This window comes from Rhodococcus sp. Z6_132 (assembly GCF_058133635.1).
Genome location: NZ_JBYUNP010000002.1, coordinates 1,293,773 through 1,320,692 on the forward strand (window position 1 = coordinate 1,293,773; position 26,920 = coordinate 1,320,692).

Genomic DNA, 26,920 nt, shown 5'->3' on the forward strand with positions numbered 1-26,920 from the left:
ACCGCTCCGGCGACCTGCGGCTGGCAGGATCAAGCCGTGTCCTCCCCCACTGCCACCCCCTCCGCCGCAGGCGTCCACGTGGTGCTGGCCGTGAAGGACCTCCTCAACGCCAAGAGCCGCCTGGCCGAGGCGGTGCCCGACGCCCGGCGCCGCGACCTGGTGCTGGCCATGCTCGCCGACACGCTCTCCGCCGTCGCCCGCACCCCGCAGGTGGCCGGCGTGCACGTGGTCACCCGGGACGACGCCGTGGCCGCCACCGCCGTGCGGTGGGGTGCAGCGGTGCTGGCCGACCCCGACGTGGACGGCCTCAACCCCGCCCTCGCCCACGCTGCCGCCACGATCCCGCACCGCCCGCTGGTGGCGCTGCAGGCCGACCTGCCGGCCCTTCGACCCGCCGAGCTGGCCGCCGCCGTGGACGCCGCCTCCGGTCACCTGCGCTGCTTCGTCGCCGACCGCAGCGGCACCGGCACCACGCTGCTGCACACCACCGGGGTGGAGCTGAACGCCCGCTTCGGCCCCGGTTCGGCCGCCGCGCACTCCTCCTCCGGCGCCACCTCGCTCGCCCCCGGGTGGCCGGGCCTGCGCTGCGACGTGGACACCGTGACGGACCTCGCCGCGGCGCTGCGGCTGGGCGTCGGGCCCGCCACCGCCGCCGTGCTCGACGCCATGGGAACCGCGGGCACGGTGCAGGACGCGCCGGACAGCGCGCTGGTGGTCCGCGGGGACCAGGGCAGCACCATCACCTGCCCGCCCACCGCCGCAGCCCTGGGCGGCTGGCGCCAGCTGCGCACCGGCCAGCGGGTGCGGGTGCACCGCAACACCGCCGGCGAGGTGGTGCTGGTGACCACGGCCCCGGCGGCCCTGCCCGGCTGAGCGACCCGGGGCGCCAGCCCCCCGAGGGATCCGAGCGCCCCGGTGACCGCCGCCGTCCCCGGTAGCAATGGGGGATGATGTCCTGTGTGAGCACCGCAGAGACCAGCACCGGTTCGAACGTCCCCCCCAGCAGCGGCCCGGACGGTGACCCCGCGACCGACCCGGAGACCGCCACCGTGGTCGACGGCACCGCAGTGGTCGACGGCACCGCCGACGCCGACGGTGGCATCGCCGCCGTGCACCGGGGCCTGCCCACCGCGCCGCCCGCGGTCACGCCCCGCCGGGCCCAGGCCACCGACCTGCCCGCCCACCGCTACGCCAACCGAGAGCTCAGCTGGCTGGACTTCAACTCCCGGGTCCTCGCCCTGGCCGAGGACCCCTCCATCCCGCTGCTGGAGCGCGCCAAGTTCCTGTCGATCTTCGCCTCCAACCTCGACGAGTTCTACATGGTGCGGGTGGCCGGGCTGAAGCGCCGGGACGAGACCGGCCTGTCCGTGCGCTCGGCCGACGGCCTGTCCCCCCGCGAGCAGCTGGCCATGGTCGCCGAGCGCACCCAGGAGCTGGCGGAGAAGCACGCCCGGGTCTTCCTGGACGAGGTGCAGCCGGGGCTGGCCAAGGAGGGCGTGGCCATCGTCGGCTGGGACGACCTCGAGGAGGAGCCCCGCGCCCGCCTGTCGCACTACTTCCGCGAGCAGCTCTTCCCCGTGATCACCCCGCTGGCCGTCGACCCCGCCCACCCCTTCCCCTACATCAGCGGGCTCTCCCTCAACCTCGCGGTGACGGTGCGCGACGTGCAGTCCGGCGGCGAGCGCTTCGCCCGGGTGAAGGTGCCCGACAACGTGGACCGCTTCGTGCGGGTGCGCCTGGCCGAGGACGTCTTCCTGCCGCTGGAGGCGCTGATCTCGGCGCACCTGGACGCGCTGTTCCCGGGCATGGAGGTGGTGGAGCACCACGCCTTCCGGATCACCCGCAACGCCGACTTCGAGGTGGAGGAGGACCGGGACGAGGACCTGCTGCAGGCCCTGGAGCGTGAGCTCGCTCGCCGCCGGTTCGGCTCGCCGGTGCGCCTGGAGGTCGCCGACGACATGACCGAGCACATGCTCGAGCTGCTGCTGCGCGAGCTGGACGTAAACCCGCGCGACGTGGTCGAGGTGCCCGGGCTGCTGGACCTCACCAGCCTCATGCAGATCTACGGGGTGGACCGACCGCACCTCAAGGACGCACCGTTCGTGCCGGCCACCCACCCGGCCTTCGGCGAGCGGGAGACCCCCAAGAGCGTCTTCCCCACCCTGCGCGAGGGCGACGTGCTGGTGCACCACCCCTACGACTCGTTCTCCACCAGCGTGCAGCGCTTCGTGGAGCAGGCCGCCGCCGACCCGCAGGTGCTGGCCATCAAGCAGACCCTCTACCGCACCTCTGGCGACTCCCCCATCGTGGACGCCCTGGTGGACGCCGCGGAGGCCGGCAAGCAGGTGGTGGCGCTGGTGGAGATCAAGGCCCGCTTCGACGAGCAGGCCAACATCAAGTGGGCGCGCAAGCTGGAGCAGGCCGGGGTGCACGTGGTCTACGGGCTGGTGGGCCTGAAGACGCACTGCAAGATCTGCCTGGTGGTGCGGCGCGAGGGCACCACCATCCGGCGCTACTCCCACCTGGGCACCGGCAACTACAACCCCAAGACCGCCCGGCTCTACGAGGACATCGGCCTGCTCACCGCGTCCCCGGAAATCGGCCGCGACCTCACCGAGCTGTTCAACTCCCTCACCGGCTACTCCCGCCAGCGCACCTACCGCAACCTGCTGGTGGCGCCGTACGGGGTGCGCCGCGGCATCATCGAGCGCATCGACGCCGAGATCGAGCACGCCCGCCGGGGGGAGCCCGCCGGCATCCGGCTCAAGGCCAACGCCCTGGTGGACGAGCAGGTGGTGGACGCCCTCTACCGCGCCTCGCAGGCCGGCGTCTCGGTGGACGTGGTGGTGCGGGGCATCTGCACCCTCAAGCCCGGGGTGCCCGGCCTCAGCGAGAACATCACCGTGCGCAGCATCCTGGGCCGCTTCCTGGAGCACTCCCGGGTGATGCACTTCCTCGGCGGCAACGAGTTCTGGATCGGCAGCGCCGACATGATGCACCGCAACCTCGACCGGCGGGTGGAGGTGATGGTGCAGGTGACCGACCCGCGGCTGACCAAGGAGCTCGAGGCGGTCTTCGACGACGCGCTGGACCCCGCCACCCGGTGCTGGGTGATGCGTCCCGACGGCGAGTGGGTGGCCGCCCCGGCCTCCGGCGAGCAGGTCCGCGACTACCAGGTGGAGCTCATGCGACGCCACGGGGCCGCCGGATGAGCGTGGAGGAGCCGATCAGGGCCGCTGGCGCGGTGGTGTGGCGCCGAGACCCCGGTGGCGCGCTGGAGGTCGCCGTGGTGCACCGCCCGCGCTACGACGACTGGTCGCTGCCCAAGGGCAAGCTGGACCCCGGGGAGCACGCCACCACCGCCGCGGTCCGGGAGGTGGCCGAGGAGACCGGGCTGCGGGTGGCCCTGGGTCGGTACGTCGGCACCATCTCCTACCGGACCGACGGCCGCCCGAAGGTGGTCACCTACTGGGCCGCCCGGGTGCTGGGCGGGCAGTTCCAGGTCAACGACGAGGTGGACGAGCTGCGCTGGCTGAGCCTGCCGCACGCCCGGCGGCTGGCCAGCTACTCCTTCGACGCACGGGTGCTCGACCAGTTCGCCGAGCGCCCGGTCGACACCACCACCCTGTTGCTGGTGCGCCACGCCAAGGCCGGCTCGCGCAAGCAGTTCCAGGGAGACGACCGGCTGCGGCCGCTGGAACCGGTGGGCAGGCAGCAGGCAGCGGCGCTGGTGCCGATCCTGCGGGCCTTCGGCGCCACCGAGGTGCACGCCGCGGACCTGGTGCGGTGCGTGCAGACCGTGCAGCCGCTGGCCGACGCCCTCGGCGTGCCCGTCCTCACCGAGCCGGCCCTGTCCGACAAGGCGTTCGAGTCCGACCCCGCGCTGGCCGAGAAGCGGTTGCTGGAGATCGCCGAGCTGCCGACGACCCCCGTCGTCTGCAGCCAGGGTGATGCCATCCCCGGCCTGCTGCACTGGCTGTCCGCGCGGGACCAGGTGGGCCTCCCCCCTTCCCGAAATCGAAAGGGCAGCACCTGGGTTCTCTCCCAGCAAGGGGGTCGAGTGATCGAGGTTGATCATCTCGACACCCCGTTGCGTTAAACGGACAGTGAGGTAGAACAACAGATAGTCAAGCGAAATAGCTACTCCCCGTGAAGCTATTTCTTTGACTTACTATTCTTCTTGCTGTCCGCCTTCTTCCCTTTGGACGAAGTGGGGTCTTTTGTCGAACCAGACTTCTTTGGGCCACTCTTCTTGTCCGCGTCCGACTTCTTGCCCGCGGCGGAGCGCTTGCGCCCGGCCCCTCCCTGGCCGGCCGAGGCGCGCTTGACCGCCGGGGCGTCCTCAGGCAGCTCCTGCTCGCCCGAGACCACCGCCTTGAACTGGGCACCAGGCCGGAACGCGGGTACCGACGTGGGGGCCACCCGCACCGTTTCCCCAGTTCGCGGGTTGCGGGCGACCCGTGCGGCCCTGGCTCGCTTCTCGAACACACCGAAACCGGTGATCGTCACGTGGTCGCCCGCCTCCACCGTGCGCACCACGATGTCCACGATGTGTTGGACGGCCTCCGCAGCCACCCGCTTGTCGCCGTTCAGGCGTTGGGAAAGTGAATCGATGAGCTGCGCCTTGTTCATCCCGAGTCCTCCGCCAGGGGCGGCCCCGAACGGGCCAACCTGGCGCCACGGTAAACCCAGAATCGACAGGAGTCCAAGTGGCGGGCCATTTCTGGCGCGCGCCGAAGGCGATTACCCCGAGAATTGCTGAGTCGTCACCGGCAACCACCGGGGGCGGGACTCCTCAAAGGCGGTGATGTCGTCAACCTGTCTCAATGTGAGACCAATGTCGTCGAGGCCCTCCAGCAGCCGCCAGCGGGTGTAGTCGTCAATGTCGAACGGCACCACCAGGCTTCCCGCCGTGACGGTCCGCTCGGTGAGGTCGACGCTCACCTGGGTGCCGGGACGCTCCTCGAGCACCTTCCAGAGCAGCTCGACGTCGGACTGGCTGCACTGCGCGGCCAGCAGCCCCTGCTTGCCGGCGTTGCCCCGGAAGATGTCGGCGAAGCGGGAGGCGATGACCACCCGGAAGCCGAAGTCGCCCAAGGCCCAGACAGCGTGCTCGCGGGAGGAGCCGGTGCCGAAGTCCGGTCCGGCCACCAGCACCGAGCCGGCGTCGTAGGGCGGCTTGTTCAGGATGAACTCCGGGTCGCTGCGCCAGCCGGCGAACAGCCCGTCCTCGAACCCGGTGCGGGTGACCCGCTTGAGGTAGACCGCCGGGATGATCTGGTCGGTGTCGACGTTGGACCTGCGCAGCGGCACGCCGATCCCGGTGTGGGTGGTGAAGGCTTCCATGGTCGTACCTCTCAGCTCAGGTCGGCGGGCGCGGACAGCGTGCCGCGCACGGCGGTGGCGGCGGCGACCTGCGGCGACACCAGGTGGGTGCGACCACCCTTGCCCTGGCGGCCCTCGAAGTTGCGGTTGGACGTGGAGGCGGCCCGCTCACCGGGCGCCAGCTGGTCGGGGTTCATGCCCAGGCACATCGAGCAGCCGGCCTGGCGCCACTCGGCACCGGCGTCGAGGAAGACCTTGTCCAGACCCTCCTGCTCGGCCTGCGCCTTGACCCGCATGGACCCCGGCACCACCAGCATCCGCATCCCCTCGGCCACGTGGCGGTCGCGCAGGACGTCGGCAGCGGCCCGCAGGTCCTCGATACGACCGTTGGTGCAGGAGCCCAGGAAGACGGTGTCCACGGTGACCTCCCGCAGCGGCATGCCCGGGGTGAGACCCATGTACTCGATGGCCTTCTGGGCGGCCTGGCGGTCACCCTCCTCGACGATGGTGTCGGGGTCGGGCACCGAGGCGCCCAGCGGCAGGCCCTGGCCGGGGTTGGTGCCCCAGGTGACGAACGGGGTGAGCGTGGTGGCGTCGATGCGCACCTCGTGGTCGAAGACCGCGTCGTCGTCGGTGCGCAGCTGCTCCCAGCTGGCCACCGCGGCGTCCCAGTCGGCTCCCTGCGGGGCGTGCGGGCGGCCCCTGAGGTAGTCGTAGGTGGTCTGGTCGGGCGCGATCATGCCCGCCCTGGCGCCGGCCTCGATGGACATGTTGCAGATGGTCATGCGCGCTTCCATGGACAGCGCCTCGATGGCCTCGCCGCGGTACTCCAGCACGTAGCCCTGCCCGCCGCCGGTCCCGATCTGGGCGATGACGGCGAGGATCAGGTCCTTGGCGGTGACGCCGGGGGGGAGCTGGCCGTCGACGGTGATGGCCATGGTGCGGAACGGGCGCAGCGACAGCGTCTGGGTGGCCATCACGTGCTCCACCTCGCTGGTGCCGATGCCGAAGGCCAGCGCACCGAAGGCGCCGTGGGTGGAGGTGTGGCTGTCGCCGCAGACGATGGTGACGCCGGGCTGGGTGAGACCCAGCTGGGGACCGATGATGTGCACGATGCCCTGCTCGGCGTCGCCCATGGAGTGCAGGCGGATGCCGAACTCCGCGCAGTTGGCCCGCAGGGTGTCCACCTGGGTCCGGGAGACCAGGTCGGCGATCGGCTTGTCGATGTCGGTGGTGGGGACGTTGTGGTCCTCGGTGGCGATGGTGAGGTCAGGACGACGCACCGGCCGGCCGGCCAGCCGCAGGCCGTCGAACGCCTGCGGGCTGGTCACCTCGTGCACGAGGTGCAGGTCGATGTAGATCAGGTCGGGCTCGCGCTGCTCCCCCGTGCCGGCGCCCTGTCGCACGACGTGGGCGTCCCACACCTTCTCGGCCAGTGTCTTCGGCATACGTCTTCCATCTCCGCTCACGCGTTCCCAGCATGTGGGACGTTAGTATCGTCCTGTGAGACAGCATAGCGGTATCGGCGTGCTCGACAAGGCGGTGCTGGTCCTGCACGCGGTGGCGGCGGAACCCTGCGCGCTCGGTGAGCTGTGCGCCAGGACCGGGCTGCCCCGGGCCACGGCGCACCGCCTCGCCGTCGGCCTGGAGCTGCACCGGATGCTGGCCAGGGACGAGCAGGGCCGCTGGCGACCCGGACCGGCCCTCAGCGAGCTGGCGGCCACGGTCACCGACCCCCTCCTGGACGCCGCTGCGGGCGTGCTGCCCCGGCTGCGCGACCTCACCGGGGAGAGCGTGCAGCTCTACCGTCGCGAGGGCCTCAGCCGGGTCTGCGTGGCCATCGCCGAGCCACCCACCGGGCTGCGCGACACCGTGCTGGTCGGCACTCACCTGCCGCTGACCGCCGGATCGGGAGCCAAGGTGCTGGTGGCGTGGGCCGAGCCCCAGCTGCAGGGGTCCGTGCTGGACGAGGCCACCTTCACCGCCCAGACCCTGGCCCAGGTCCGGGCCCGCGGCTGGGCGCAGAGCGTGGCCGAGCGGGAGCCCGGGGTGGCCAGCGTGGCGGCACCGGTGCGCGACGCCGCCGGCGCGGTGGTGGCGGCGGTGTCGGTGTCCGGCCCGGTGGACCGGATCGGCAGGCGCCCGGGCGAGCGCTGGGCGGCAGACCTGCTGGCGGCGGCGGAGGCCCTGCAGCAGCGGCTCTGAGCGGGCCGCCAGGCGATGTGACCTTCACCGCACCGTCGTCGGCGTGCTGCCCCGAACGGCAAGAAACCCCCTGCCGCAGTGCGACAGAGGGTTTCGTGCTGTGTAGCCCCGACGGGATTCGAACCCGCGCTACCGCCTTGAGAGGGCGGCGTCCTAGGCCGCTAGACGACGGGGCCAGGGAGATCAACACGTCCGTGCTGATCTCTCAGCTGGGGTACCAGGACTCGAACCTAGAACAACTGAACCAGAATCAGCCGTGTTGCCAATTACACCATACCCCAATGGCTTCCAAGTTCCAAACCGGCTGGCTGCCGGTGGTTGGTTCCTTGTTCTCGAGCCGTGGAAGAGACTAGCGCACCCCCGGCCGAGACCACCAATCCCCTGGTCAGCGGGCCGCAGCGCGCAGTCTGCCCAGGGAGCGCTCCCGGCCGAGCAGCTCCAGCGACTCAAACAGCGGCGGGCTGATGGTGGAGCCGGTGACGGCCACCCGCACCGGCGCGAACGCCTTGCGCGGCTTGAGCCCCAGATCCTCCACCAGCGCCTTTTTCAGCGCCTCCTCGATGCTGGCCGTGTCCCACCCCTCCAGGGCCTCCAGGGCCGCCACAGCGGCGTTCAGGGCCGGCTCCGCGTCGGGGCCGAGCGTCTTCTTCGCGGCTGCCTCGTCGATGGTGAACTCGCTCTCGTCCACGAAGAGGAAGCCGAGCAGGGCGGCGGCGTCGGAGAGCACCACGATGCGGGTCTGCACCAGGTCGGCCGCGGTGGCGAAGAGCTCGGAGTCCACGTCGGCGGGCAGCTGGCCGTGCGCGGTGAGGTGCGCGCGCAGCCGCTGGGCGAAGTCGGCCGGCTCCAGCATCCGGATGTGCTCGGCGTTGATGGCGTCGGCCTTCTTCTGGTCGAACCGCGCCGGGTTGGAGTTCACCGCGTGCACGTCGAAGGCGTCCACCATCTCCTGCAGGCTGAAGATGTCGTGGTCGTCGGCGATGGACCAGCCCAGCAGGGCCAGGTAGTTGAGCAGACCCTCGGGGATGAAGCCACGCTCGCGGTGCAGGAACAGGTCCGCCTGCGGGTCGCGCTTGGACAGCTTCTTGTTGCCCTCCCCCATCACGAAGGGCAGGTGCCCGAACTCCGGGGTGAAGTCGGCGACCCCGACGCGCTGCAGCGCCTCGTAGAGGGCCAGCTGGCGCGGGGTGGAGGACAGCAGGTCCTCCCCGCGCAGCACGTGGGTGATGCCCATCAGCGCGTCGTCCACCGGGTTCACCAGGGTGTAGAGCGGCTGGCCGTTGCCCCGGGTGATGGCGAAGTCCGGCACGGTGCCGGCGCGGAAGGTGGTCTCCCCGCGCACCAGGTCGTTCCAGGTGAGGTCGTGGTCGGGCATCCGCAGCCGCAGCACCGCCGGACGGCCCTGGGCGCGGAAGTCGGCCTTCTGCTCCTCGGTGAGCGTGCGGTCGTAGTTGTCGTAGCCCAGCTTGGGGTCGCGACCGGCGGCCTTGTGCCTGGCCTCCACCTCCTCGGGGGTGGAGAAGCTCTCGTAGACCTCGCCCGCCTCGACCAGCTTGGCGACGACGTCGGTGTAGAGGCCCTTGCGCAGCGACTGCCGGTAGGGCTCGTGCGGACCGCCCACCTCCGGGCCCTCGTCCCAGTCCAGCCCCAGCCAGCGCAGCGCGTCCAGCAGGGCGTCGTAGGACTCCTGGGTGTCCCGGGCGGCGTCGGTGTCCTCGATGCGGAAGACGAAGGTGCCGCCGGTGTGCCGCGCGTAGGCCCAGTTGAACAGGGCCGTGCGGACGAGGCCCACGTGGGGTGTGCCGGTGGGCGACGGGCAGAAGCGGACACGGACCGGGCGGGTGCTCTGGGAGGTAGTCATGTTGCTCCCAGGCTATCGGTCAGCGCTTGGCCGCCACCGGGTTGGTCAGCGTGCCGATGCCCTCGACGGTGACGCTCACGCTCTGGCCCGCGGTGATCGGCCCGACGCCGGCCGGGGTGCCGGTGAGGATCACGTCACCGGGCAGCAGCGTCATGATCGCCGAGACCCACTCGATGATGTCCGCCACGTCGTGCAGCATCAGCGAGGTGCGGCTGCGCTGAACCACCTCGCCGTCACGCTCGGTGACCAGCTCCAGGTCGCCCGGGTCCAGCTGGGTCTCGATCCACGGGCCCAGCGGGCAGAACGTGTCGTGGCTCTTGCCCCGGGTCCACTGCCCGTCCGCGGCCTGGTGGTCGCGGGCGGTGACGTCGTTGGCCACGGTGTAGCCCAGCACCACGTCCAGCGCCTTGGCGGCCGGCACGTCCTTGCAGGGCCGCCCGATCACCACGGCCAGCTCACCCTCGTAGTCCACCCGGGTGGAGCTCGGCGGCAGGACGATGGGCGCGTGCGGGCCCACGATGGTGGTGGAGGGCTTCATGAAGATCACCGGGGCCTCCGGCGCCGCCCCGCCCATCTCGGCGGCGTGGTCGGCGTAGTTCTTGCCCACGCAGATGATCTTGGTGGCCAGGATCGGCGCCAGCAGGCGCACGTCGGCCAGCTTCCAGCTGCGCCCGGTGAAGGTGGGTGTGCCGAAGGGGTGCTCGGCGATCTCGCGCGCCTGCTGCTCAGGGCCCTCCCCCTCGATGCTGACGAAGGCGACCCCATCCGGGCTGGCAACTCGACCCAAGCGCATGCGCCCGAGCCTACGGTGCGGCTCGACCCCGGCAGCGAGGGCCACCGGGGTCGAGCAGGGTCTGCGCGGGAGGGGACTAGCCGGCGACGCGGGCGGCCAGGCGGTCGCCGATCTCCTTGGTGCTGGTGGCGGCGGTGCCCCGCTCGGCCAGGTCGGCGGCCACCGCGTCCTCGATGGCGCGAGCCTGTGCGGGGTGGCCGAGGTGCTCCAGCAGCAGCGCCACCGACAGCACCGCGGCGGTGGGGTCGGCGATCCCCTGGCCGGCGATGTCCGGCGCGCTGCCGTGCACCGGCTCGAACATGCTCGGGTTGGTGCCCGAGGCGTCCAGGTTGCCGCTGGCGGCCAGGCCGATGCCGCCGGAGATGGCCGCCGCGAGGTCGGTGATGATGTCGCCGAAGAGGTTGTCAGTGACGATCACGTCGTACTGCGAGGGCTTGGTGACCATGTGGATGGTGGCGGCGTCCACGTGCTGGTAGGCCACCGTGACGTCGGGGTGCTCGGCGGCGACCTGGTCGACCACGCGGGTCCACAGCGAGCCGGCGTTGGCGAGCACGTTGTTCTTGTGCACCAGGGTGAGGTGCTTGCGGCGGTTCTCGGCGCGGGCGAAGGCGTCGCGCACCACGCGCTCCACGCCGAACCAGGTGTTCACGCTGACCTCGGTGGCCACCTCGTGCGGGGTCGCCCTGCGGAGCACGCCGCCGTTGCCGGTGTAGGGGCCCTCGGTGCCCTCGCGGACCACCACGAAGTCGATCTCGCCCGGGTCGGCCAGCGGGCTGCGCACGCCGGGGAACAGCCGCGACGGACGCAGGTTCACGTGGTGGTCCATGGCGAAGCGCAGCTTGAGCAGCAGGCCGCGCTCCAGGGTGCCGCTGGGCACCGACGGGTCGCCGATGGCCCCCAGCAGGATGGCGTCGTGCTCGCCCAGCTCGGCGATCACCGACTCCGGCAGCAGCTCGCCGGTGGCGTGCCAGCGCCGGGCACCCAGGTCGTACGTGGTCAGGTCGGCCCCGGGGGCCACCACGTCGAGCACCTTGAGCGCCTCGGCGACCACCTCAGGTCCGATCCCGTCACCCGGAATCACCGCGAGCTTCATCCACTGCCTCCTGCACACATGAGTATGGGGCCGCCACACAGCGGCCGAGGTGCACGCTACCGGGCGACACGGGGTCGCCCGGCAGCGCGCTCGGCGGCGCTCAGGTCAAGCGGCTCAGCTGAAGTCGACCAGCTCGATGGTGCTGGCGCCGGCCGCCTCGGCGATCGGGGCGAGCTGGTAGGCCGCCGGTGCCCGGTCCACGCGGAGCATCATCACCGCGCTGTCGCCCTGGGCCGCCTGGCTGAGCTGCGCGGCCTCGATGTTCACGCCCTGCTCGCCGAGCAGGGTGCCGACCTTGCCCATCACGCCGGGCTTGTCGGCGTAGGCCAGCAGCAGCACGGTGCCCTCGGCCCGCAGGTCGAAGTTGCGGCCGTTGATGGAGACGACCTTCTGCACCTGCTGAGGGCCGGACAGGGTGCCGGCGACGCTGTACGCGGCACCGTCGCCCATGGCGGCGTGCAGCACGACCACGGAGCGGTGGGCGGGGCTCTCGGTGGCGGTGGTGACCTCCACGCTCACCCCGCGCTCCTCGGCGATGGACGGCGCGTTGACGAAGGTGACCTGCTCCTCCACCGCGCCGGAGAACAGCCCGCGCAGGGCGGCCAGCTGCAGCACGGTGACGTCCTCCGACGCCAGCTCGCCGCGGACCTCGACGGTGACCGAGGTGGGCAGGCTGCCGGACACCGCACCCAGCAGCACGCCGAGCTTGCGCACCAGCTCCAGCCACGGGGCGACCTCCTCGCCCACCACGCCACCGGCCTGCACGTTGACGGCGTCGGGCACGAAGTCACCGGCCAGGGCCAGCTTCACGCTGCGCGCCACGTCGGTGCCCGCGCGGTCCTGGGCCTCCACGGTGGAGGCACCCAGGTGCGGGGTGACCACGACGTTGCGCAGCTCGAACAGCGGGCTGTCGGTGCAGGGCTCGCTGCCGTAGACGTCGATGCCGGCGGCGCCGACCTGGCCGCTGGTGACGGCGTCGGCCAGCGCCTGCTCGTCGATCAGGCCGCCACGGGCGGCGTTGACGATGATGACGCCCTTCTTGGTCATCGCCAGCTGCTCGGCGCCGATGAGTCCCTTGGTCTCCGGGGTCTTGGGCAGGTGCACCGAGAAGGCGTCGGCGCGCTGCAGCAGCTCGTCCAGGGTGACCAGCTCGATGCCCAGCTGGGCGGCGCGGGCGGCGGAGACGTAGGGGTCGTAGGCGATGAGCGTGGTGCCGAAGGCGGCGATGCGCTGGGCGAAGAGCTGGCCGATCTTGCCCAGGCCCACCACGCCGATGGTCTTGCCGGAGATCTCCACACCGTTGAACTTGCTGCGCTGCCAGGTGTGCTCGCGCAGGGTGGCGTCGGCGGCGGGGATCTGCCGGGCGGCCGAGAGCAGCAGCGCCACGGCGTGCTCGGCGGCGGAGACGATGTTGGAGGTGGGCGCGTTCACCACCATCACGCCACGGGCGGTGGCCGCGGGCACGTCCACGTTGTCCAGGCCCACGCCGGCACGGGCGACGACCTTGAGGGTGTTGGTGGCGCCGAGCACCTCGGCGTCGACCTGGGTGGCGGAGCGGACCAGCAGGGCGTCGGCGCCGGCGACGGCCTCCAGCAGCGCCGGGCGGTCGGTGCCGTCGACGTGACGCACCTCCACTCCGTCGCCCAGCGCGTCGATGACGGACGGCGCGAGCTTCTCGGCGATGAGGACGACGGGACGGACGGACTGGCTCACTGACGATCTCCCTGGCTTGGAATATGTGACGAAGCGCGGTTCTTCGAGCCTACTTTGCGGTCCCGCCAGCCCAGCGGGCGGTGAACGGCTGTGCCTCCGCAGCACTTCCGGTGGGGCCCGCGGTGGGATAGACATGCACCACGGACGAGCACGGGGGGACCGTCATGGACGTCAGCAGCAGCAACCTCACTCGCCGTGGGCTCCTCGGCGGCCTGGCCGGTGGCGCGCTGCTGGCCAGTGGTGCGCTCTCCGCTCCGGCGCGGGCGGTCGCCGCGGGCGCGCGCGACCAGTTGCCGGGCACCGCCGACGTCGTGGTGGTGGGAGGCGGCATCTCCGGGCTGGTCACCGCGCGCGAGCTGGCCAGGGCGGGCCGGTCGGTGGTGCTGCTGGAGGCCAGGGACCGGGTGGGCGGCCGGGTGCTCAACCACACCCTGGCCAACGGCTCGGTGATCGAGGCCGGTGGCGCGTTCGTCGGACCCACCCAGGACCGCATCCTGGCGCTGGCCGCCGAGCTGGGGATCCCCACCTTCAAGGAGCACGTGGCCGGCGACAACATCTTCGCCGCCAACGGCCGCACCATGCGCTACCAGGGCACCGTCCCGCCCGACCTGGCCATCGTGGTGGACGCCTTCGTGCTGCAGCTGCGCATCGACTGGATGGCCGGGCAGGTGCCGGTGGACGCGCCGTGGAGCGCCCCGCACGCGGCGGAGTGGGACGCGGTGACGGTGCAGGAGTGGGTGCGCGCCAACACCTTCAACCGGGACACGCTGACCTTGTTGCAGTCGTTCCTGCAGCCCACCTACGGCTCCGACGGCGAGGACGTGTCACTGCTGTTCTTCCTGTGGACCATCGCCTGCTCCGGCAACGAGACCACGCCGGGCAGCTTCGAGCGGGCCTCCAGCACCGCCAACGGAGCCCAGGACTCCCGGTTCGTGGGTGGCTCACAGCTGGTGCCCCTGGCCCTGGCCCGCCAGCTGGGCGCGGTGGTGCAGACCGAGGCCGCGGTGCGGCGCATCGCCCAGGACGACACCGGCGTGACGGTGACCAGTGACCGCGGCCAGGTGCGGGCGGGCCGGGTGGTGGTGGCCGCTCCCCCGCCCCTGGTCACCGCCATCGACTGGGACCCGCTGCTGCCTCCGCTGCGCCAGCAGCTGCTGACCCGGCTGCACCTGGGCACGCTGATGAAGGTGGACGCCGTCTACCCCACGCCGTTCTGGCGAGCGGCCGGGCTGTCCGGCAGCGGCATCGCCACCTCCGGCGCGGTGCGCACCTGCTTCGACAACTCCCCTGCCGACGCCGCCGTGGGGGTGCTGCTGGCCTTCGTCGGCGGGTCGACGTGGCGCGAGTACGGCAACCTGCCCCTGGCGCAGCGCCGCACCGCGGTGCTGCAGGGCTTCGCCCAGCTCGTCGGCCCGCAGGCGCTCGACCCGGTGGAGTACGTGGAGCAGGACTGGACGCGGGAGCGCTGGACCAAGGGCTCGCCGGTGGCGTCGGCGGGCACCGGCACCACCACCGCCTACGGCGCGCAGATCCGGGTGCCCTTCGGTCGCGTGCACTGGGCGGGGACGGAGACGGCGACCTACTGGGCGGGATTCATGGACGGCGCGGTGCGGGCGGGTGAGCGCGCGGCGGCCGAGGTCTTGGCGCAAAGGTAGGGACACAGCGGTGACGGCCCCGCTGTGACGGCCCAGTGGTGAATGATCCCGGGGCGAGACCAGCCGTGCCCGCCGGCGCAGGAGCGCGGGCGGGCACGGCTGGTGGTGCAGCTGGCGGTGACCAGGTGTCAGGCCGTCTCGGTGATCGGACGGTCGACCCAGCTCATCAGGTCGCGCAGCTTCTTGCCGGTGACCTCGACGGGGTGCTCGGCGTTGGCCTTGCGCAGCCCCTCGAGCTCGGTGTTGCCGTTCTCCACGTTGGCGACGAGACGACGGGTGAACTCACCGCTCTGGATGTCGGCGAGCACCTCCTTCATCCGCTCCTTGGTGCCGGCGTCGATGATGCGCGGGCCGGAGAGGTAGCCGCCGAACTCCGCGGTGTCCGACACCGAGTAGTTCATCCGGGCGATGCCGCCCTCGTACATCAGGTCCACGATCAGCTTGAGCTCGTGCAGCACCTCGAAGTAGGCCATCTCGGGGGCGTAGCCCGCCTCGACCATCACGTCGAAGCCGTTCTTGACCAGCTCCTCGATGCCGCCGCAGAGCACGGCCTGCTCACCGAAGAGGTCGGTCTCGGTCTCCTCCCGGAAGGTCGTCTTGATGACGCCCGCGCGGGTGCCGCCGATGGCCTTGGCGTAGGACAGCGCCAGCGCCAGGCCGTTGCCGGTGGGGTCCTGCTCCACGGCGACCAGGCAGGGCACGCCCTTGCCGTCGACGAACTGGCGACGCACCAGGTGGCCGGGGCCCTTGGGCGCCACCATGGCCACGGTGATGCTGGGGTCGGGCTTGACCAGGTCGAAGTGGACGTTGAGGCCGTGGCCGAAGAACAGCGCGTCGCCCTCGTTGAGGTTCGGGGCGATGTCCTCGGTGAAGATCTGGGCCTGGGCGGTGTCCGGGGCCAGCACCATGATCAGGTCGGCCTCGGCGGCGGCCTCGGCGGGAGTGACGACCCGCAGGCCCTGCTCCTCGGCCTTGGCGCGGGACTTCGAGCCCTCCTTGAGGCCGACGCGCACGTCCACGCCGGAGTCCCGCAGGCTCAGCGAGTGGGCGTGGCCCTGGCTGCCGTAGCCGATGACGGCGACCTTGCGGCCCTGGATGATCGACAGATCTGCATCGTCATCGTAGAAGATCTCGACGCTCACAGTGTTTCCCTTCGATTGGTGACTTGAGTCTTGGTTCGTGCGGGCGCGGGTGGCTAGCGTGTCGAGGTGATCGACTTGGGGCCGCGGCCCAGCGCGACCACACCGGACTGCACGATCTCCCGGATCCCGTAGGGCTCGAGCAGCCGCAGCAGCGCGTCCAGCTTCTGGTTGGTGCCGGTGGCCTCGATGGTGATGGCCTCGTGGGCAACGTCGATGACCTTCGCGCGGAACAGGGCAACAGTTTCCAGCACCTCGCTGCGGACGCTGGCATCGGCCCTCACCTTCACCAGCACCAGCTTGCGGGCCACGGCGTTGGTGGGGTCCTGCTCGACGATCTTGATCACGTTGACCAGCTTGTTCAGCTGCTTGGTGACCTGCTCCAGCGGGAAGTCCTCCAGGGAGATCACGATGGTCATCCGGGAGATCCCGGGCAGCTCGGTCTCGCCCACCGCCAGGGAGTCGATGTTGAACCCACGGCGGGAGAACAGGCCGGCCACGCGCGCGAGCACACCGGGTTTGTTCTCCACCAACACGCTGAGGGTGTGGGTGCTCACAGGTTCTGTCCCTTCGGGTTCTGGTGCCCAGTGGTGTCGGTGCCGGTGCCCGCAGCACCGGTCTCGGTGGCCGCGTCCTCGGCGGTGGCCGCGGCGACGATCTCCGGGTCCGCGTCGTCGGTGTCGAACAGCGGACGGATGCCGCGGGCAGCCATGATCTCGTCGTTGCTGGTACCTGCGGCGACCATCGGCCACACCTGGGCGTCGGCGCCCACGATGAAGTCGATCACGACGGGCCGGTCGGTGATCGCGCGGGCCGCCTCGATGGTGGCGGCCACGTCTTCCTCACGCTCGCAGCGCATCCCCACGCAGCCCAGGGCCTCGGCCAGCATGAGGAAGTCGGGGATGCGGCGACCGTCGGCGTCGCCGTGGGTGGACAGCCCGGTGTTGGAGTACCGCTCGTCGTAGAACAGCGTCTGCCACTGCCGGACCATGCCCAGGTTGCCGTTGTTGATGACGGCCACCTTGATCGGGACGCCCTCGATGGCGCAGGTGGCCAGCTCCTGGTTGGTCATCTGGAAGCAGCCGTCCCCGTCGATGGCCCACACCTCGGTGTCCGGCCGGCCCATCTTGGCGCCCATCGCCGCGGGCACCGCGTAGCCCATGGTGCCCAGGCCCCCGGAGTTCAGCCAGGTGCGCGGCTTCTCGTAGGAGACGAACTGCGCGGCCCACATCTGGTGCTGGCCGACGCCGGCGACGTAGATGGCGTCCGGTCCGGCCGCCTTGCCGATCTCGGAGATCACCAGCTCCGGGGACAGCGCACCGTCGGCGGGGCGGTCGTAGCCCAGCGGGAACCGGGTGCGGATGTCGTCGAGCTGGCTCCACCACTGCGTCAGGTCCGGCACGTCGCCCTCGGAGCGCTGGTCGCGCACGCACTCCAGCAGCTCGGTGATGACCTCCTTGCAGTCACCCACGATCGGCACGTCGGCGTGGCGGTTCTTGCCGATCTCAGCCGGGTCGATGTCGGCGTGGATGACCTTGGCCTCGGGGGCGAAGGAGCTGAGCACCCCGGTGACGCGGTCGTCGAAGCGCGCGCCCAGGGTGATCAGCAGGTCGCTGCGCTGCATGGCGGCGACCGCGGCGACGGTGCCGTGCATGCCAGGCATGCCCAGGTTGAGGTGGTGGCTGTCGGGGAACGCGCCGCGGGCCATCAGGGTGGTGACCACCGGGACGCCGGTCAGCTCGGCCAGCTGGGCCAGCTCCTCGCCGGCCTCGGCCTTGATGACGCCACCGCCGACGTAGAGCACCGGCCGGCGGGCAGCGGCGATCAGCCGGGCGGCCTCGCGGACCTGCTTGCTGTGCGGCTTGGTGATCGGCCGGTAGCCGGGCAGGTGGATCTCCGGCGGCCAGGAGAAGGTGGTGCGCGCCTGCAGCACGTCCTTGGGGATGTCCACCAGCACGGCGCCGGGACGTCCGGACTCCGCCAGGTGGAAGGCCTCGGCGATGGTGCGCGGAATGTCCAGCGGGTCGGTCACCAGGAAGTTGTGCTTGGTGACCGGCTGCGTGATCCCGGAGATGTCGGCCTCCTGGAAGCCGTCGGTGCCGATGAGCGCGGTGGCCACCTGGCCGGTGATCGCCACCAGCGGCACGGAGTCCATCTGGGCGTCGGCGATGGGAGTGACCAGGTTGGTGGCACCGGGCCCGGACGTCGCCATGCACACCCCCACCCGGCCGGTCGCCTGGGCGTAGCCGGTGGCCGCGTGGCCCGCGCCCTGCTCGTGGCGAACCAGCACGTGCCGAACCCGGGTGGAGTCCAGCATCGGGTCGTAGGCCGGCAGGATCGCACCGCCGGGGATGCCGAAGACCACCTCGCAGCCCACCTCCTCCAGCGAGCGCACGAGGGACTGCGCCCCGGTGACCTGCTCGGGCGGGGACGACACGCGGCGGCCGGTGGCCGGCGCAGCCGGGCTGCGCGGCGCGCGCGGGGTGGGGTGCGGGCGGGCGGTGGGTGCGCTCACTGCAGCTTCCTCTGGTCGGACGGGGCAACGGGAACGTGGCATGAAGCTCGGCGAACAACAAAAAACCCCCGCCGCGGAGACTCCGCTGTGCGAGGGTGGCGCATCGACGCTGTGGTTGAGCTGTTCGGAAGACGTCCGGCTCAGGCGTAGATGCGCCTGCCGAGTACGAGAGCGTCATGGTTCACCCGTGTGACGTTAGCCGGGCGCCACCGGCAGCGTCAACTTGACCCACGGGTGCGACCATGGAGGCATGTCCCCAGCCGAGGCGAGCACCCCTCCCCGGGTCGAGCCCGCCCCCACCGCCGTGCTGCAGAACAACCGTGTCGCCCTGCTCGGCGTCGGCTTCCTGCTCGTCTGCCTCATCCCCGCCATGGTCGCCGCACCGCTCGTCTTCGGCTGGCTGGTGGTCGTCCCCGTGGTGGCCACGTGGTGGGTGCTGCGGATGCGCACCACGGCCAGCCCGGACGGGTTGCAGGTGCGCACCATGACCGGTGGGCAGTCCATCGGCTGGGACCGCGTGCGCGGCGTCCGGTTCCCCCGCCACCGGAGCACCCGGCTGGGCTCCTTCGGCCGGGCGGTGCTCGACGACGACACCGAGGTGACCCTGCCGTGCGTCACCTTCCGCGACCTGCCGGTGCTCTCGCTGGCCAGCGGCGGCCGGGTCCCTGACCCGTTCGCGGCCAGGGACGAGGCGGAGCTGGCGGACCAGGGTGCCGACGAGGCCCGCGACCACCCGGACCAGGACGAGCCCCGAGCCGAGCGCTAGGCGAGCTGGAGCTGCAGCAGCACCGCGCCCGCGGCGGCGCCCAGCACCAGCGCCACCGCGGCCGTGCGCAGCGGGGCCCGGGCCCACACCCGCCCGTGGTCCAGGCTGATCCGGCCCGCCCCGGCCAGGGCCAGCGCCACGGCCAGCACCCCCAGCCCGAGCAGCAGCTCGGGCCCCAGCGCGTGCACGCTCACCCCGAGCCCGGGCTCACCGATCACGGGGACACCCACGCGGGGCTGCTCCAGCACCTCCGGCAGCGCCGCCACCACCAGCGCCAGCACCGCACCGCTCGCCCACTCGGTGAGCAGACCCAGCACCAGCAGGACTCCCACCACCAGCTCGGCCACGCTCACCGCGGTGGGCAGCGCCTCGATGACGTGGCTGTCGCCCAGGACGCCCCACAGCTGGTGCGCACCGCGAGCCAGCACCAGCGCCCCCACCGCCAGCCGCAGCAGGAGCAGACCCAGGGCGGTGCCTGGCGACGGCCCGAGGCCTGGCGATGGACGGGTGCGGCGCTCCACGGGGACGGCCACCGCGCTGGTCGGCTCTGCGCTCTCGTCAATCTCGTCGTCGTCGTCGAGGCCGGGGTAGATCGGCGGCAGCTCCGACCGCTCGGACGCCGGCGGGATGTAGCGCGGGCTGGCGCGCTCCGTGGGGGCGATCACGCCCAGGCTGCCGCCGGGCAGGACCACCGTGGGCGGGCCCTGCTCGTCCGCGCTCGTGGGGCGGTCTCGCGGTGCCATGCGAGGACGGTAGGACCGCTCCCGCCGCATCCGGCGCAGCACGGCACCGGTGGCGTGTTGCGATTCGGTGAACGCTGCTCACCGCTGGCTCACCACCTGCCCAGTAGCCTGCTGTGGTGACCAGGGGCAGAGGCGGCGACCGGTGGGTCCGACGGCTGGCTCCGCTGGCCGCGGTGGCCGTGCTCGCCACCGGCTGCGCCCAGTTCGACGACCAGCCCGCCGGCGACTTCCGGCCGAACCCCACCCTGGGCGCCGGCCCGGAGGTCACCCCCCAGCTGCCCACCCCGCCGACCGCCCCGCCGGAGCCCGGCTCGCCGTCGAGCCCGGCGCCCAGCGCGACGCCGGCGCCGTGCACCGACCCCGACCCGGCGGTGGTGGCCACCTGTCTGGATCCCACGGCAGGGCTGGCCAAGCTGCCCGGCGAGGACGGCGCCCTGGTGGCGGAGCGCCGCACCGGCCGGCTGCTGCGGGTCGCCCCGGAGAAGGCGCCGGTGGAGCTGGCCCGGGTGCCGGTGGACGGCGCGGCCGACGGTGGGCTGCTGGACGTGGCCCTGTCTCCCAGCTACGCCCAGGACCGCCTGATCTACCTGTACACCACCACGGCCACCGACAACCGGGTGGTGCGCATCGCCGTGGGCGACTCCCCCAAGCCGGTGCTGGTGGGCATCCCCAAGGGGCCGCTGCACAACGCCGGCTCCCTCGCCTTCGACGCCAAGGGCAACCTGCTGGTGGCCACCGGCGACGCCGGCCAGCCCGCCGCCGCCGCCGACCCGGCCTCGCTGGCGGGCAAGCTGCTGCGGGTCACCCCGGCCGGGGCGCCGGCACCGGGCAACGCCACCCCCACCTCGCCGGTGGTGGCCAGCGGCCTCAACGAGCCCGGCGGGGTGTGCACCGACGGCGTCACCGGCAGCAGCTGGCTCACCGACCGTGGCGCCACCGTGGACCGGCTGCGACCGGTGTCCGCCACCGGCGCGGTCGGCGAGCAGGTGTGGACCTGGCCGGACCGGCCCGGCGTGGCCGGCTGCGCTGCCGTGCAGGGGCGCGTGTCGGTGGCGGTCACCACCGGCGCCGGGCTGCACGTGCTGAGCATCGGCGGCAACGGCGCCGTCACCGCGCCGCCGGAGGTGCTGGTGCCGGGCCGCTACGGCCAGCTCTACGGCGCCGACGTGGGCGCCGACGGCGTGGTGTGGGCCGGCACCGTCAACAAGACCACCGGCGCGGCGGGACCCACCGACGACCGGGTGGTGCGCATCCAGCCGCCGGCGGGACAGGGTGGCGCGAGCTCGGTGTAGCCGGTCGTATGCTCACCCGGTGTTCCGGGTGATGTTCGTCGAGCCACGTATCCCGCCCAACACGGGCAACGCCATCCGCACCTCGGCGATCACCGGCACCGAGCTGCACCTGGTGCGCCCGCTGGGGTTCGACCTCTCCGACGCCAAGCTGCGCCGGGCCGGGCTGGACTACCACGACATGGCCTCGGTGACGGTGCACGACGACCTCACCGCCGCCTGGGCCGCGCTGGGCGAGTGCCGCGTGTTCGCCTTCACCGGGCACGCCACCACCCGCTACACCGACATCGACTACCGCCCCGGCGACGTGCTGATGTTCGGCGCGGAGCCCACCGGGCTGTCCCCGGAGGTGCTGGCCGACGAGCACGTCACCGAGCGGGTGCGCATCCCCATGCTGCCCGGGCGCCGGTCGCTGAACCTGGCCAACGCCGCCACCCTCGCGGTGTACGAGGCGTGGCGCCAGCACGGGTTCCCCGGCGCTGTCTGAGCCCGGCACTGGCTGAGCCCGCGCCGGGGCTCGCTCAGGAGCAGGCCTTGATGACCAGCTCGCGCACGCGCGCCGCGTCGGCCTGACCGCGGGTCGCCTTCATCACCGCACCCACGATCGCGCCGGCCGCCTGGACCTTGCCGCCCCGGATCTTGTCGGCCACCCCGGGGTTGGCGGCCAGGGCCTCGTCCACCGCCGCCTGCAGCGCGGAGTCGTCGCTGACGATGGCCAGCCCACGAGCGGCAACCACCTCGTCGGGCTCCCCCTCGCCGGCCAGCACGCCGTCCACGACCTGGCGGGCCAGCTTGTTGTTCAGCGAGCCCTCGGCCACCAGCGTGATCACCCGGGCCAGCTGCGCGGGCGTGATGGGCAGCTCGGCCAGCGCCACCTCGCGGGTGTTGGCCTGCTGGGTGAGGTAGGACACCCACCACGACCGGGCCTGCGCCGCGGGGGCGCCCGCCTCCACCGTTGCGGCCACCAGGTCCAGCGCACCGGCGTTGCGCAGGTCGCGCATCTCCTCGTCGGTGATGCCCCACTCAGCCTGGATGCGGGCCCGGCGCTGCCAGGGCAGCTCGGGCAGGGTGGACCGCAGCTGCTCCACCCACTCCGCGTCCGGGGCGACCGGGGTGAGGTCGGGCTCGGGGAAGTAGCGGTAGTCCTCGGAGGTCTCCTTGCGGCGGCCCGGGGAGGTGGTGGCGTCGGCCTCCTGGAAGTGCCGCGTCTCTTGCACGATGGTGCCGCCGGCGGCCAGCACCGCAGCCTGGCGCCGCATCTCGTAGTGCACCGCACGCTCCACGCTGCGCAGGGAGTTCACGTTCTTGGTCTCGGTGCGGGTGCCCAGCTCGGTGGCGCCCTTGGGCATCAGCGAGACGTTGGCGTCGCAGCGCAGCGAGCCCTGGTCCATCCGCACGTCGGAGACGCCCAGCGCCTGGAGCAGGTCGCGCAGCGCGGTGACGTAGGCGCGGGCCACCTCGGGCGCGCGGGCCCCGGCGCCCTCGATCGTGCGGGTGACGATCTCCACCAGCGGCACGCCGGCGCGGTTGTAGTCCAGCAGCGAGTGGCTGGCACCGTGGATGCGGCCGGTGGCCCCGCCGACGTGCAGCGACTTTCCGGTGTCCTCCTCCATGTGGGCGCGCTCGATCTGCACCCGGAAGGTCTCGCCGTCGTCGAGCACCACGTCGAGGTAGCCGTCGGTGGCGATGGGCTCGTCGTACTGGGAGATTTGGTAGTTCTTCGGCTGGTCGGGGTAGAAGTAGTTCTTCCGCGCGAACCGGCCCCACGGGGTGATGCTGCAGTTCAGCGCCAGGCCGATGCGCACCGCCGACTCCACCGCCGCGGCGTTGACCACCGGCAGCGAGCCGGGCAGGCCCAGGCACACCGGGCAGACCTGGGTGTTGGGCTCGGCGCCGAAGCCGGTGGGGCAGCCGCAGAACATCTTGGTGGCGGTCCCCAGCTCGACGTGCACCTCCATGCCGAGCACCGGGTCGAACCTCTCGACGACCTCGTCGTAGTCCATCAGGTCGACGGCGGTGCTGGCGGTCATCGGTGACGAGCTCCTCGCGTTGGTGCGGTGGACGGGCGCGGCGCGCTGCACGGCCGGTGGACCCGGCCGGGCGCCGCACGCCGGCGTTGTCCCCCATCCTAGGTGCCGTGCGACGATCGGAGTCAGCCCCGCACGGTCGCGGGGCCCAACTGCGAGGAGAGTCTGAACGTGCGCACCTTCCACAACGCCGACGAGCTGATCGCCGCCAAGGGCGAGACCCTGGGCACCAGCGACTGGGTGACCATCGAGCAGAGCCGCATCGACACGTTCGCCGAGGCCACCGGCGACCACCAGTGGATCCACGTCGACCCCGACGCCGCGGCCCAGGGCCCCTTCGGCAGCACCATCGCGCACGGCTACCTCACCCTCTCGCTCATCCCCATGCTGTCCTGGCAGGCGTACTCCCTGGAGGGCGTCAAGATGGGCGTCAACTACGGCCTGAACAAGGTGCGCTTCCCCGCGCCGGTCAAGGTGGGTTCCAAGGTGCGCAGCACCTCCGTGCTCAGCGAGGTCACCGAGATCGGGGGCGGCCTGCAGCTGGTCGTCACCGTCACCCTGGAGGTCGAGGGCGGCGACAAGCCGGTGTGCGTCGCCGAGACGGTCACCCGCGTCTTCTTCTGATCCCTGGTCTGCTGGTGCGATGAGCGACCTGGCCGAGCGGCTGCTGACCGAGGCACCGATCTGGGTGTACCTGGCGATCGCGCTCATCGTGCTGGTCGAGGATGCGATGTTCGTCGGCTTCGTCGTCCCCGGCGAGACCGCCGCGGTGGTCGGCGGGGTGGCCGCCAGCCTCGGCCGCGTCGACGTCTACCTGATGGCGGCGGTCACCGTGGCCGCCGCCATCGCCGGCGACAGCATCGGCTACGAGATCGGCAGGCGCTACGGCACGCGCATGCTGCAGGCCAAGGTGCTGGCCAAGCGCCAGGCGCAGGTGCAGTCCGCCCAGCACCTCCTGGCCACCCGGGGCGCGATCGCGGTGTGCGTGGGCCGGTTCGTGGCCTACCTGCGCGCGATCATCCCAGCCCTGGCGGGCACCGCCGGAATGCCCTACCGGCAGTTCCTGCTGTGGAACGCCGTCGGCGGGCTGGTGTGGGGGGTGAGCTGCGTGGCGCTGGGCTACCTGGCGGGGGCGTCGTACCAGCAGCTCGCCAGCGAGGCCGGCCGCGACATCGCGGTCGCGGCGGGACTGGTCGCCGTGGTGGCCGTGCTGGTCTGGCGGGTGCGCAAGCACCGCAGGCACAACGGGGTCACTCCCCCGGCGGGACCCGCCCAGCCCGGTCCAGCCGGCGGATGACCCGGCACGGGTTTCCCGCGGCGAACACCCCGTCGGGGACGTCGCGGGTGACCACGCTGCCCGCACCGATCACCGTGTTCGCTCCCACCCTGGCGCCGGCGCAGACGATGACCCCGCCACCGAGCCACGCGTTGTCCCCGATGCTGATCGGCGCCGCCAGCTCCCAGCGCGCCCGCCGCGCCTCGTGGTCGTCCATCGGGTGCAGCGGCGTCAGCAGCTGCACCCGCGGGCCGATGGAGACGTCGTCGCCGATGGTGATCGGCATGCAGTCCAGCAGGATCGCGTCGTAGTTCAGGAACGAGTTGCGACCGATGGTGATGTTGTAGCCGAAGTCGCACTGCAGCCGCGGCATGATCCAGGTGCCGGCACCGACGCTGCCGAACAGCCGGTGCAGCACCGCGGTGCGCCCGGCGTCGTCGGTGGCGGCGTTGAACTCCGCCACCACCAGCTGGCAGTGCTGGCGCTCTACCTCCAGCTGCGGATCGGCCGGGTCGTAGAGCTCACCGGCGAGCATCCGCCGCTTCTGCTCGCCGGCCCCGGCCGCCGCGCTCACAGCTCCGGCGGAGCCTGCAGCGGTCCACGGGCGGCCTCGTAGGCCGCCCCCACCCGGTAGAGCCGGTCGTCGGCCAGCGCAGGCGCCATGATCTGCAGCCCCACGGGCATCCCGTCGTCGTCGGAGAGCCCCGACGGCAGCGACATGGCGGCGTCACCGGCCAGGTTGGTGGGGATGGTGCACAGGTCCATCAGGTACATGGCCAGCGGGTCGTCCACCCGCTCGCCCAGCCGGAAGGCCGTCTGCGGAGAGGTGGGCGAGACCAGCACGTCCGCCTTCTGGTAGGCCGCCTGGAAGTCGCGGATGATGAGCGTGCGCACCTTCTGGGCCTGGCCGTAGTAGGCGTCGTAGTAGCCCGCCGACAGCGCGTAGGTACCGATCATGATGCGGCGCTTGACCTCCGCGCCGAACCCGGCCTCGCGGGTCAGGGCCATGACCTCCTCGGCGCTGTGGCTGCCGTCGTCGCCCACCCGCAGGCCGTAGCGCATGGCGTCGAACCGGGCCAGGTTGGACGACACCTCGCTGGGCAGGATCAGGTAGTACGAGGCCAGCGCGTAGGCGAAGCTCGGGCAGGAGACCTCCACCACCTCGGCGCCGAGCGCCTCCAGCTGGGCCACCGCGGCGTGGAAGGAGGACAGCACCCCGGGGGCGTAGCTGTCGCCCTGCAGCTCGCGCACCACGCCGACGCGCACGCCGGTGAGGTCGCCGCTGGCGCCCTGCAGCGCTGCCTCGACCACGGCCGGGACCGGGGCGTCGATGGAGGTGGAGTCGCGCGGGTCGTGCCCGGCGATGACCTCGTGCAGCAGCGCGGTGTCCAGCACCGTGCGCCCGCACGGACCGCCCTGGTCCAGCGAGGACGCGCACGCCACCAGGCCGTAGCGGGACACGCCGCCGTAGGTGGGCTTGACGCCGACCGTGCCGGTGACCGAGGCGGGCAGCCGGATGGAGCCGCCGGTGTCGGTGCCCACGGCCAGCGGGGCCTCGTAGGCGGCCAGGGCGGCGGCGGAGCCACCACCGGAGCCACCCGGCACCCGGGTGAGGTCCCACGGGTTGTGCGTGGGGCCGTAGGCGGAGTTCTCGGTGGAGGAGCCCATCGCGAACTCGTCCATGTTGGTCTTGCCCAGCACGGGGATGCCGGCCGCGCGCAGGCGGGAGGTGACGGTGGCGTCGTAGGGCGGCCACCAGCCCTCGAGCATCTCCGACCCGCAGGTGGTGGGCATGTCGGTGGTGGTGAAGTTGTCCTTCAGCGCCAGCGGCACCCCGGCCAGCGGGGAGGCCGGCTGCTCACCGGCGGCCAAGGAGGCGTCCACGGCTCCGGCCGCGGCCAGCGCCGCCATGCCGTCGATGTGCAGGAAGGCGCGGACCCGCTCGTCCACCTCGCCGATGCGGTCCAGGTGGGCGCGGGTGACCTCGGTGGAGGAGACCTCGCGGGAGTGGATCTTCTGCGCCAGCTCGCTCGCGGAGAGGCGGGTCAGCTCGGCGCTCACTGCTCGTCCGCCAGGATCTGAGGCACGCGGAAGCGGCCCAGCTCGGCGGCCGGGGCCTTGGCCAGCGCCTCGTCCTGGGTCAGCCCGGGGGTGACCACGTCGGGGCGGAACGCGTTGGTGACCGGCAGCGCCTGAGAGGTCGGCGGGACGTCCTCCGCGGCGACCTCGGAGACGGTGGCTACGTGGTGCAGGATCGAGTCCAGCTGACCAGCGAAGTGGTCCAGCTCGTCCTCGGTGACGGCGAGCCGGGCCAATCGCGCGAGGTGGGCGACCTCCTCGCGGGTGATGACGGGCGCCGTCGTGTTCTCGGCATTCATGCGGTGGGGATCTCCCCTATCGAGGCGGCATCGGGTGCCCGCCAAGACTAGCCGGTGCCACCAGCGTGCCCTGCCCCCGAGTGAGTGTAGGAAGATGTTGCCTGCCCGAGCGGTTCGCCGAGTGTCCCCGGCAAGGAGACGA

General features: G+C 72.1%; 23 protein-coding genes, 2 tRNA genes and 2 pseudogenes. 10 read left to right on the forward strand and 17 right to left on the reverse strand.

What is annotated here, in order from left to right:
• Window positions 1-36: 36 nt before the first annotated feature.
• The 3 genes and pseudogenes from cofC to AC3YO9_RS12815 form a co-directional block, all read left to right on the forward strand.
• Window positions 37-660, forward strand: a pseudogene (gene cofC / locus AC3YO9_RS12805) (2-phospho-L-lactate guanylyltransferase); the annotation flags it as partial.
• A 407-nt stretch (window positions 661-1,067) separates the two neighbouring features.
• On the forward strand, window positions 1,068-3,212 hold the full coding sequence (locus tag AC3YO9_RS12810) for an RNA degradosome polyphosphate kinase (RefSeq protein ID WP_241249876.1): 2,145 nt from the start codon (window positions 1,068-1,070) through the stop codon (window positions 3,210-3,212).
• Window positions 3,209-4,099 carry an NUDIX hydrolase gene (locus AC3YO9_RS12815; protein WP_127782678.1) on the forward strand — a complete coding sequence of 297 codons (891 nt, stop codon included), beginning with the start codon at window positions 3,209-3,211 and terminating at the stop codon, window positions 4,097-4,099. Before AC3YO9_RS12810 ends, AC3YO9_RS12815 begins: the two co-directional genes overlap by 4 nt.
• Before the next feature lie 59 nt (window positions 4,100-4,158).
• Here the strand turns inward: AC3YO9_RS12815 and AC3YO9_RS12820 are convergent.
• The 3 genes and pseudogenes from AC3YO9_RS12820 to leuC all read right to left on the reverse strand — a co-directional run.
• Window positions 4,159-4,632 (reverse strand): annotated as a pseudogene (locus tag AC3YO9_RS12820) (HU family DNA-binding protein); the annotation flags it as partial.
• A gap of 111 nt (window positions 4,633-4,743) precedes the next feature.
• A complete protein-coding gene (gene leuD, locus AC3YO9_RS12825; protein ID WP_489983396.1) occupies window positions 4,744-5,346 on the reverse strand; it encodes a 3-isopropylmalate dehydratase small subunit in 603 nt (200 codons plus the stop codon).
• An 11-nt stretch (window positions 5,347-5,357) separates the two neighbouring features.
• Window positions 5,358-6,773 (reverse strand): 3-isopropylmalate dehydratase large subunit, encoded by a 1,416-nt coding sequence (gene leuC, locus AC3YO9_RS12830; protein WP_127782675.1) that lies wholly within the window; start codon window positions 6,771-6,773, stop codon window positions 5,358-5,360.
• Window positions 6,774-6,828: 55 nt separating this feature from the next.
• On the opposite strand from leuC, the gene AC3YO9_RS12835 reads away from it, so the two are divergent.
• Entirely contained in the window at window positions 6,829-7,530 is a 702-nt protein-coding gene (locus AC3YO9_RS12835; RefSeq protein WP_489983397.1) for an IclR family transcriptional regulator, read from the forward strand.
• A gap of 103 nt (window positions 7,531-7,633) precedes the next feature.
• Here the strand turns inward: AC3YO9_RS12835 and AC3YO9_RS12840 are convergent.
• The 6 genes from AC3YO9_RS12840 to serA all read right to left on the reverse strand — a co-directional run bounded on the left by AC3YO9_RS12840 (window position 7,634) and on the right by serA (window position 12,990).
• Window positions 7,634-7,706, reverse strand: a tRNA-Glu gene (locus AC3YO9_RS12840).
• A 33-nt stretch (window positions 7,707-7,739) separates the two neighbouring features.
• Window positions 7,740-7,811 (reverse strand) — tRNA-Gln (locus AC3YO9_RS12845).
• A gap of 104 nt (window positions 7,812-7,915) precedes the next feature.
• Entirely contained in the window at window positions 7,916-9,391 is a 1,476-nt protein-coding gene (gene gltX / locus AC3YO9_RS12850) for a glutamate--tRNA ligase (protein ID WP_489983398.1), read from the reverse strand.
• Window positions 9,392-9,410: 19 nt separating this feature from the next.
• On the reverse strand, window positions 9,411-10,184 hold the full coding sequence (locus tag AC3YO9_RS12855) for a fumarylacetoacetate hydrolase family protein (RefSeq protein ID WP_489983399.1): 774 nt from the start codon (window positions 10,182-10,184) through the stop codon (window positions 9,411-9,413).
• 76 nt (window positions 10,185-10,260) lie between these two features.
• Complete coding sequence (locus tag AC3YO9_RS12860) at window positions 10,261-11,277, reverse strand: 3-isopropylmalate dehydrogenase (protein ID WP_489983400.1); 1,017 nt, start codon at window positions 11,275-11,277, stop codon at window positions 10,261-10,263.
• A 114-nt stretch (window positions 11,278-11,391) separates the two neighbouring features.
• Window positions 11,392-12,990 carry a phosphoglycerate dehydrogenase gene (serA, locus tag AC3YO9_RS12865; RefSeq protein WP_489983401.1) on the reverse strand — a complete coding sequence of 533 codons (1,599 nt, stop codon included), beginning with the start codon at window positions 12,988-12,990 and terminating at the stop codon, window positions 11,392-11,394.
• A gap of 164 nt (window positions 12,991-13,154) precedes the next feature.
• Between serA and AC3YO9_RS12870 the strand changes: the two genes are divergently transcribed.
• Entirely contained in the window at window positions 13,155-14,645 is a 1,491-nt protein-coding gene (locus AC3YO9_RS12870; RefSeq protein ID WP_489983402.1) for a flavin monoamine oxidase family protein, read from the forward strand.
• A gap of 128 nt (window positions 14,646-14,773) precedes the next feature.
• Here AC3YO9_RS12870 and ilvC read toward each other — a convergent pair whose 3' ends face one another.
• Genes ilvC through AC3YO9_RS12885 form a run of 3 tightly spaced genes read right to left on the reverse strand, consistent with a single transcriptional unit; the run spans window position 14,774 to window position 18,299 of the window.
• On the reverse strand, window positions 14,774-15,787 hold the full coding sequence (gene ilvC, locus AC3YO9_RS12875; protein ID WP_127782668.1) for a ketol-acid reductoisomerase: 1,014 nt from the start codon (window positions 15,785-15,787) through the stop codon (window positions 14,774-14,776).
• Between the two features lie 53 nt (window positions 15,788-15,840).
• Window positions 15,841-16,341: an acetolactate synthase small subunit gene (gene ilvN / locus AC3YO9_RS12880; RefSeq protein ID WP_127782667.1), complete on the reverse strand. Its 501-nt coding sequence runs from the start codon at window positions 16,339-16,341 to the stop codon at window positions 15,841-15,843.
• Window positions 16,338-18,299, reverse strand: a complete 1,962-nt coding sequence (locus tag AC3YO9_RS12885) for an acetolactate synthase large subunit (RefSeq protein WP_206518126.1) — start codon at window positions 18,297-18,299, stop codon at window positions 16,338-16,340. Before AC3YO9_RS12885 ends, ilvN begins: the two co-directional genes overlap by 4 nt.
• A 250-nt stretch (window positions 18,300-18,549) precedes the next feature.
• Between AC3YO9_RS12885 and AC3YO9_RS12890 the strand changes: the two genes are divergently transcribed.
• A complete protein-coding gene (locus AC3YO9_RS12890) occupies window positions 18,550-19,065 on the forward strand; it encodes a PH domain-containing protein (protein WP_489983403.1) in 516 nt (171 codons plus the stop codon).
• On the opposite strand, the gene AC3YO9_RS12895 is transcribed toward AC3YO9_RS12890, so the two are convergent.
• Entirely contained in the window at window positions 19,062-19,808 is a 747-nt protein-coding gene (locus tag AC3YO9_RS12895; RefSeq protein WP_489983404.1) for a hypothetical protein, read from the reverse strand. The genes AC3YO9_RS12890 and AC3YO9_RS12895 overlap by 4 nt on opposite strands.
• Before the next feature lie 116 nt (window positions 19,809-19,924).
• Here AC3YO9_RS12895 and AC3YO9_RS12900 point away from each other — a divergent pair, with 116 nt between their 5' ends.
• Together AC3YO9_RS12900 and AC3YO9_RS12905 are read left to right on the forward strand one after the other, a co-directional pair.
• Entirely contained in the window at window positions 19,925-21,100 is a 1,176-nt protein-coding gene (locus AC3YO9_RS12900; protein ID WP_489983405.1) for a PQQ-dependent sugar dehydrogenase, read from the forward strand.
• Between the two features lie 19 nt (window positions 21,101-21,119).
• Entirely contained in the window at window positions 21,120-21,584 is a 465-nt protein-coding gene (locus AC3YO9_RS12905) for a tRNA (cytidine(34)-2'-O)-methyltransferase (protein ID WP_489983406.1), read from the forward strand.
• Between the two features lie 34 nt (window positions 21,585-21,618).
• Here AC3YO9_RS12905 and gatB read toward each other — a convergent pair whose 3' ends face one another.
• On the reverse strand, window positions 21,619-23,127 hold the full coding sequence (gatB, locus tag AC3YO9_RS12910; protein WP_489983407.1) for an Asp-tRNA(Asn)/Glu-tRNA(Gln) amidotransferase subunit GatB: 1,509 nt from the start codon (window positions 23,125-23,127) through the stop codon (window positions 21,619-21,621).
• A 168-nt stretch (window positions 23,128-23,295) separates the two neighbouring features.
• Here gatB and AC3YO9_RS12915 point away from each other — a divergent pair, with 168 nt between their 5' ends.
• Entirely contained in the window at window positions 23,296-23,748 is a 453-nt protein-coding gene (locus AC3YO9_RS12915) for a MaoC family dehydratase (RefSeq protein WP_164860593.1), read from the forward strand.
• Window positions 23,749-23,767: 19 nt separating this feature from the next.
• On the forward strand, window positions 23,768-24,421 hold the full coding sequence (locus tag AC3YO9_RS12920) for a DedA family protein (RefSeq protein ID WP_489983408.1): 654 nt from the start codon (window positions 23,768-23,770) through the stop codon (window positions 24,419-24,421).
• Here the strand turns inward: AC3YO9_RS12920 and AC3YO9_RS12925 are convergent.
• From AC3YO9_RS12925 to gatC, 3 genes are read right to left on the reverse strand one after another with little or no spacing between them, the layout of a single operon-like run.
• The gene (locus AC3YO9_RS12925) at window positions 24,375-24,935 is read right to left on the reverse strand and encodes a sugar O-acetyltransferase (RefSeq protein ID WP_489983488.1); all 561 of its coding nucleotides are present in this window, start codon (window positions 24,933-24,935) and stop codon (window positions 24,375-24,377) included. The genes AC3YO9_RS12920 and AC3YO9_RS12925 overlap by 47 nt on opposite strands.
• Before the next feature lie 35 nt (window positions 24,936-24,970).
• Entirely contained in the window at window positions 24,971-26,461 is a 1,491-nt protein-coding gene (gene gatA / locus AC3YO9_RS12930; protein ID WP_127782661.1) for an Asp-tRNA(Asn)/Glu-tRNA(Gln) amidotransferase subunit GatA, read from the reverse strand.
• The gene (gatC, locus tag AC3YO9_RS12935; protein WP_127782660.1) at window positions 26,458-26,778 is read right to left on the reverse strand and encodes an Asp-tRNA(Asn)/Glu-tRNA(Gln) amidotransferase subunit GatC; all 321 of its coding nucleotides are present in this window, start codon (window positions 26,776-26,778) and stop codon (window positions 26,458-26,460) included. Before gatC ends, gatA begins: the two co-directional genes overlap by 4 nt.
• Window positions 26,779-26,920 lie beyond the last annotated feature (142 nt).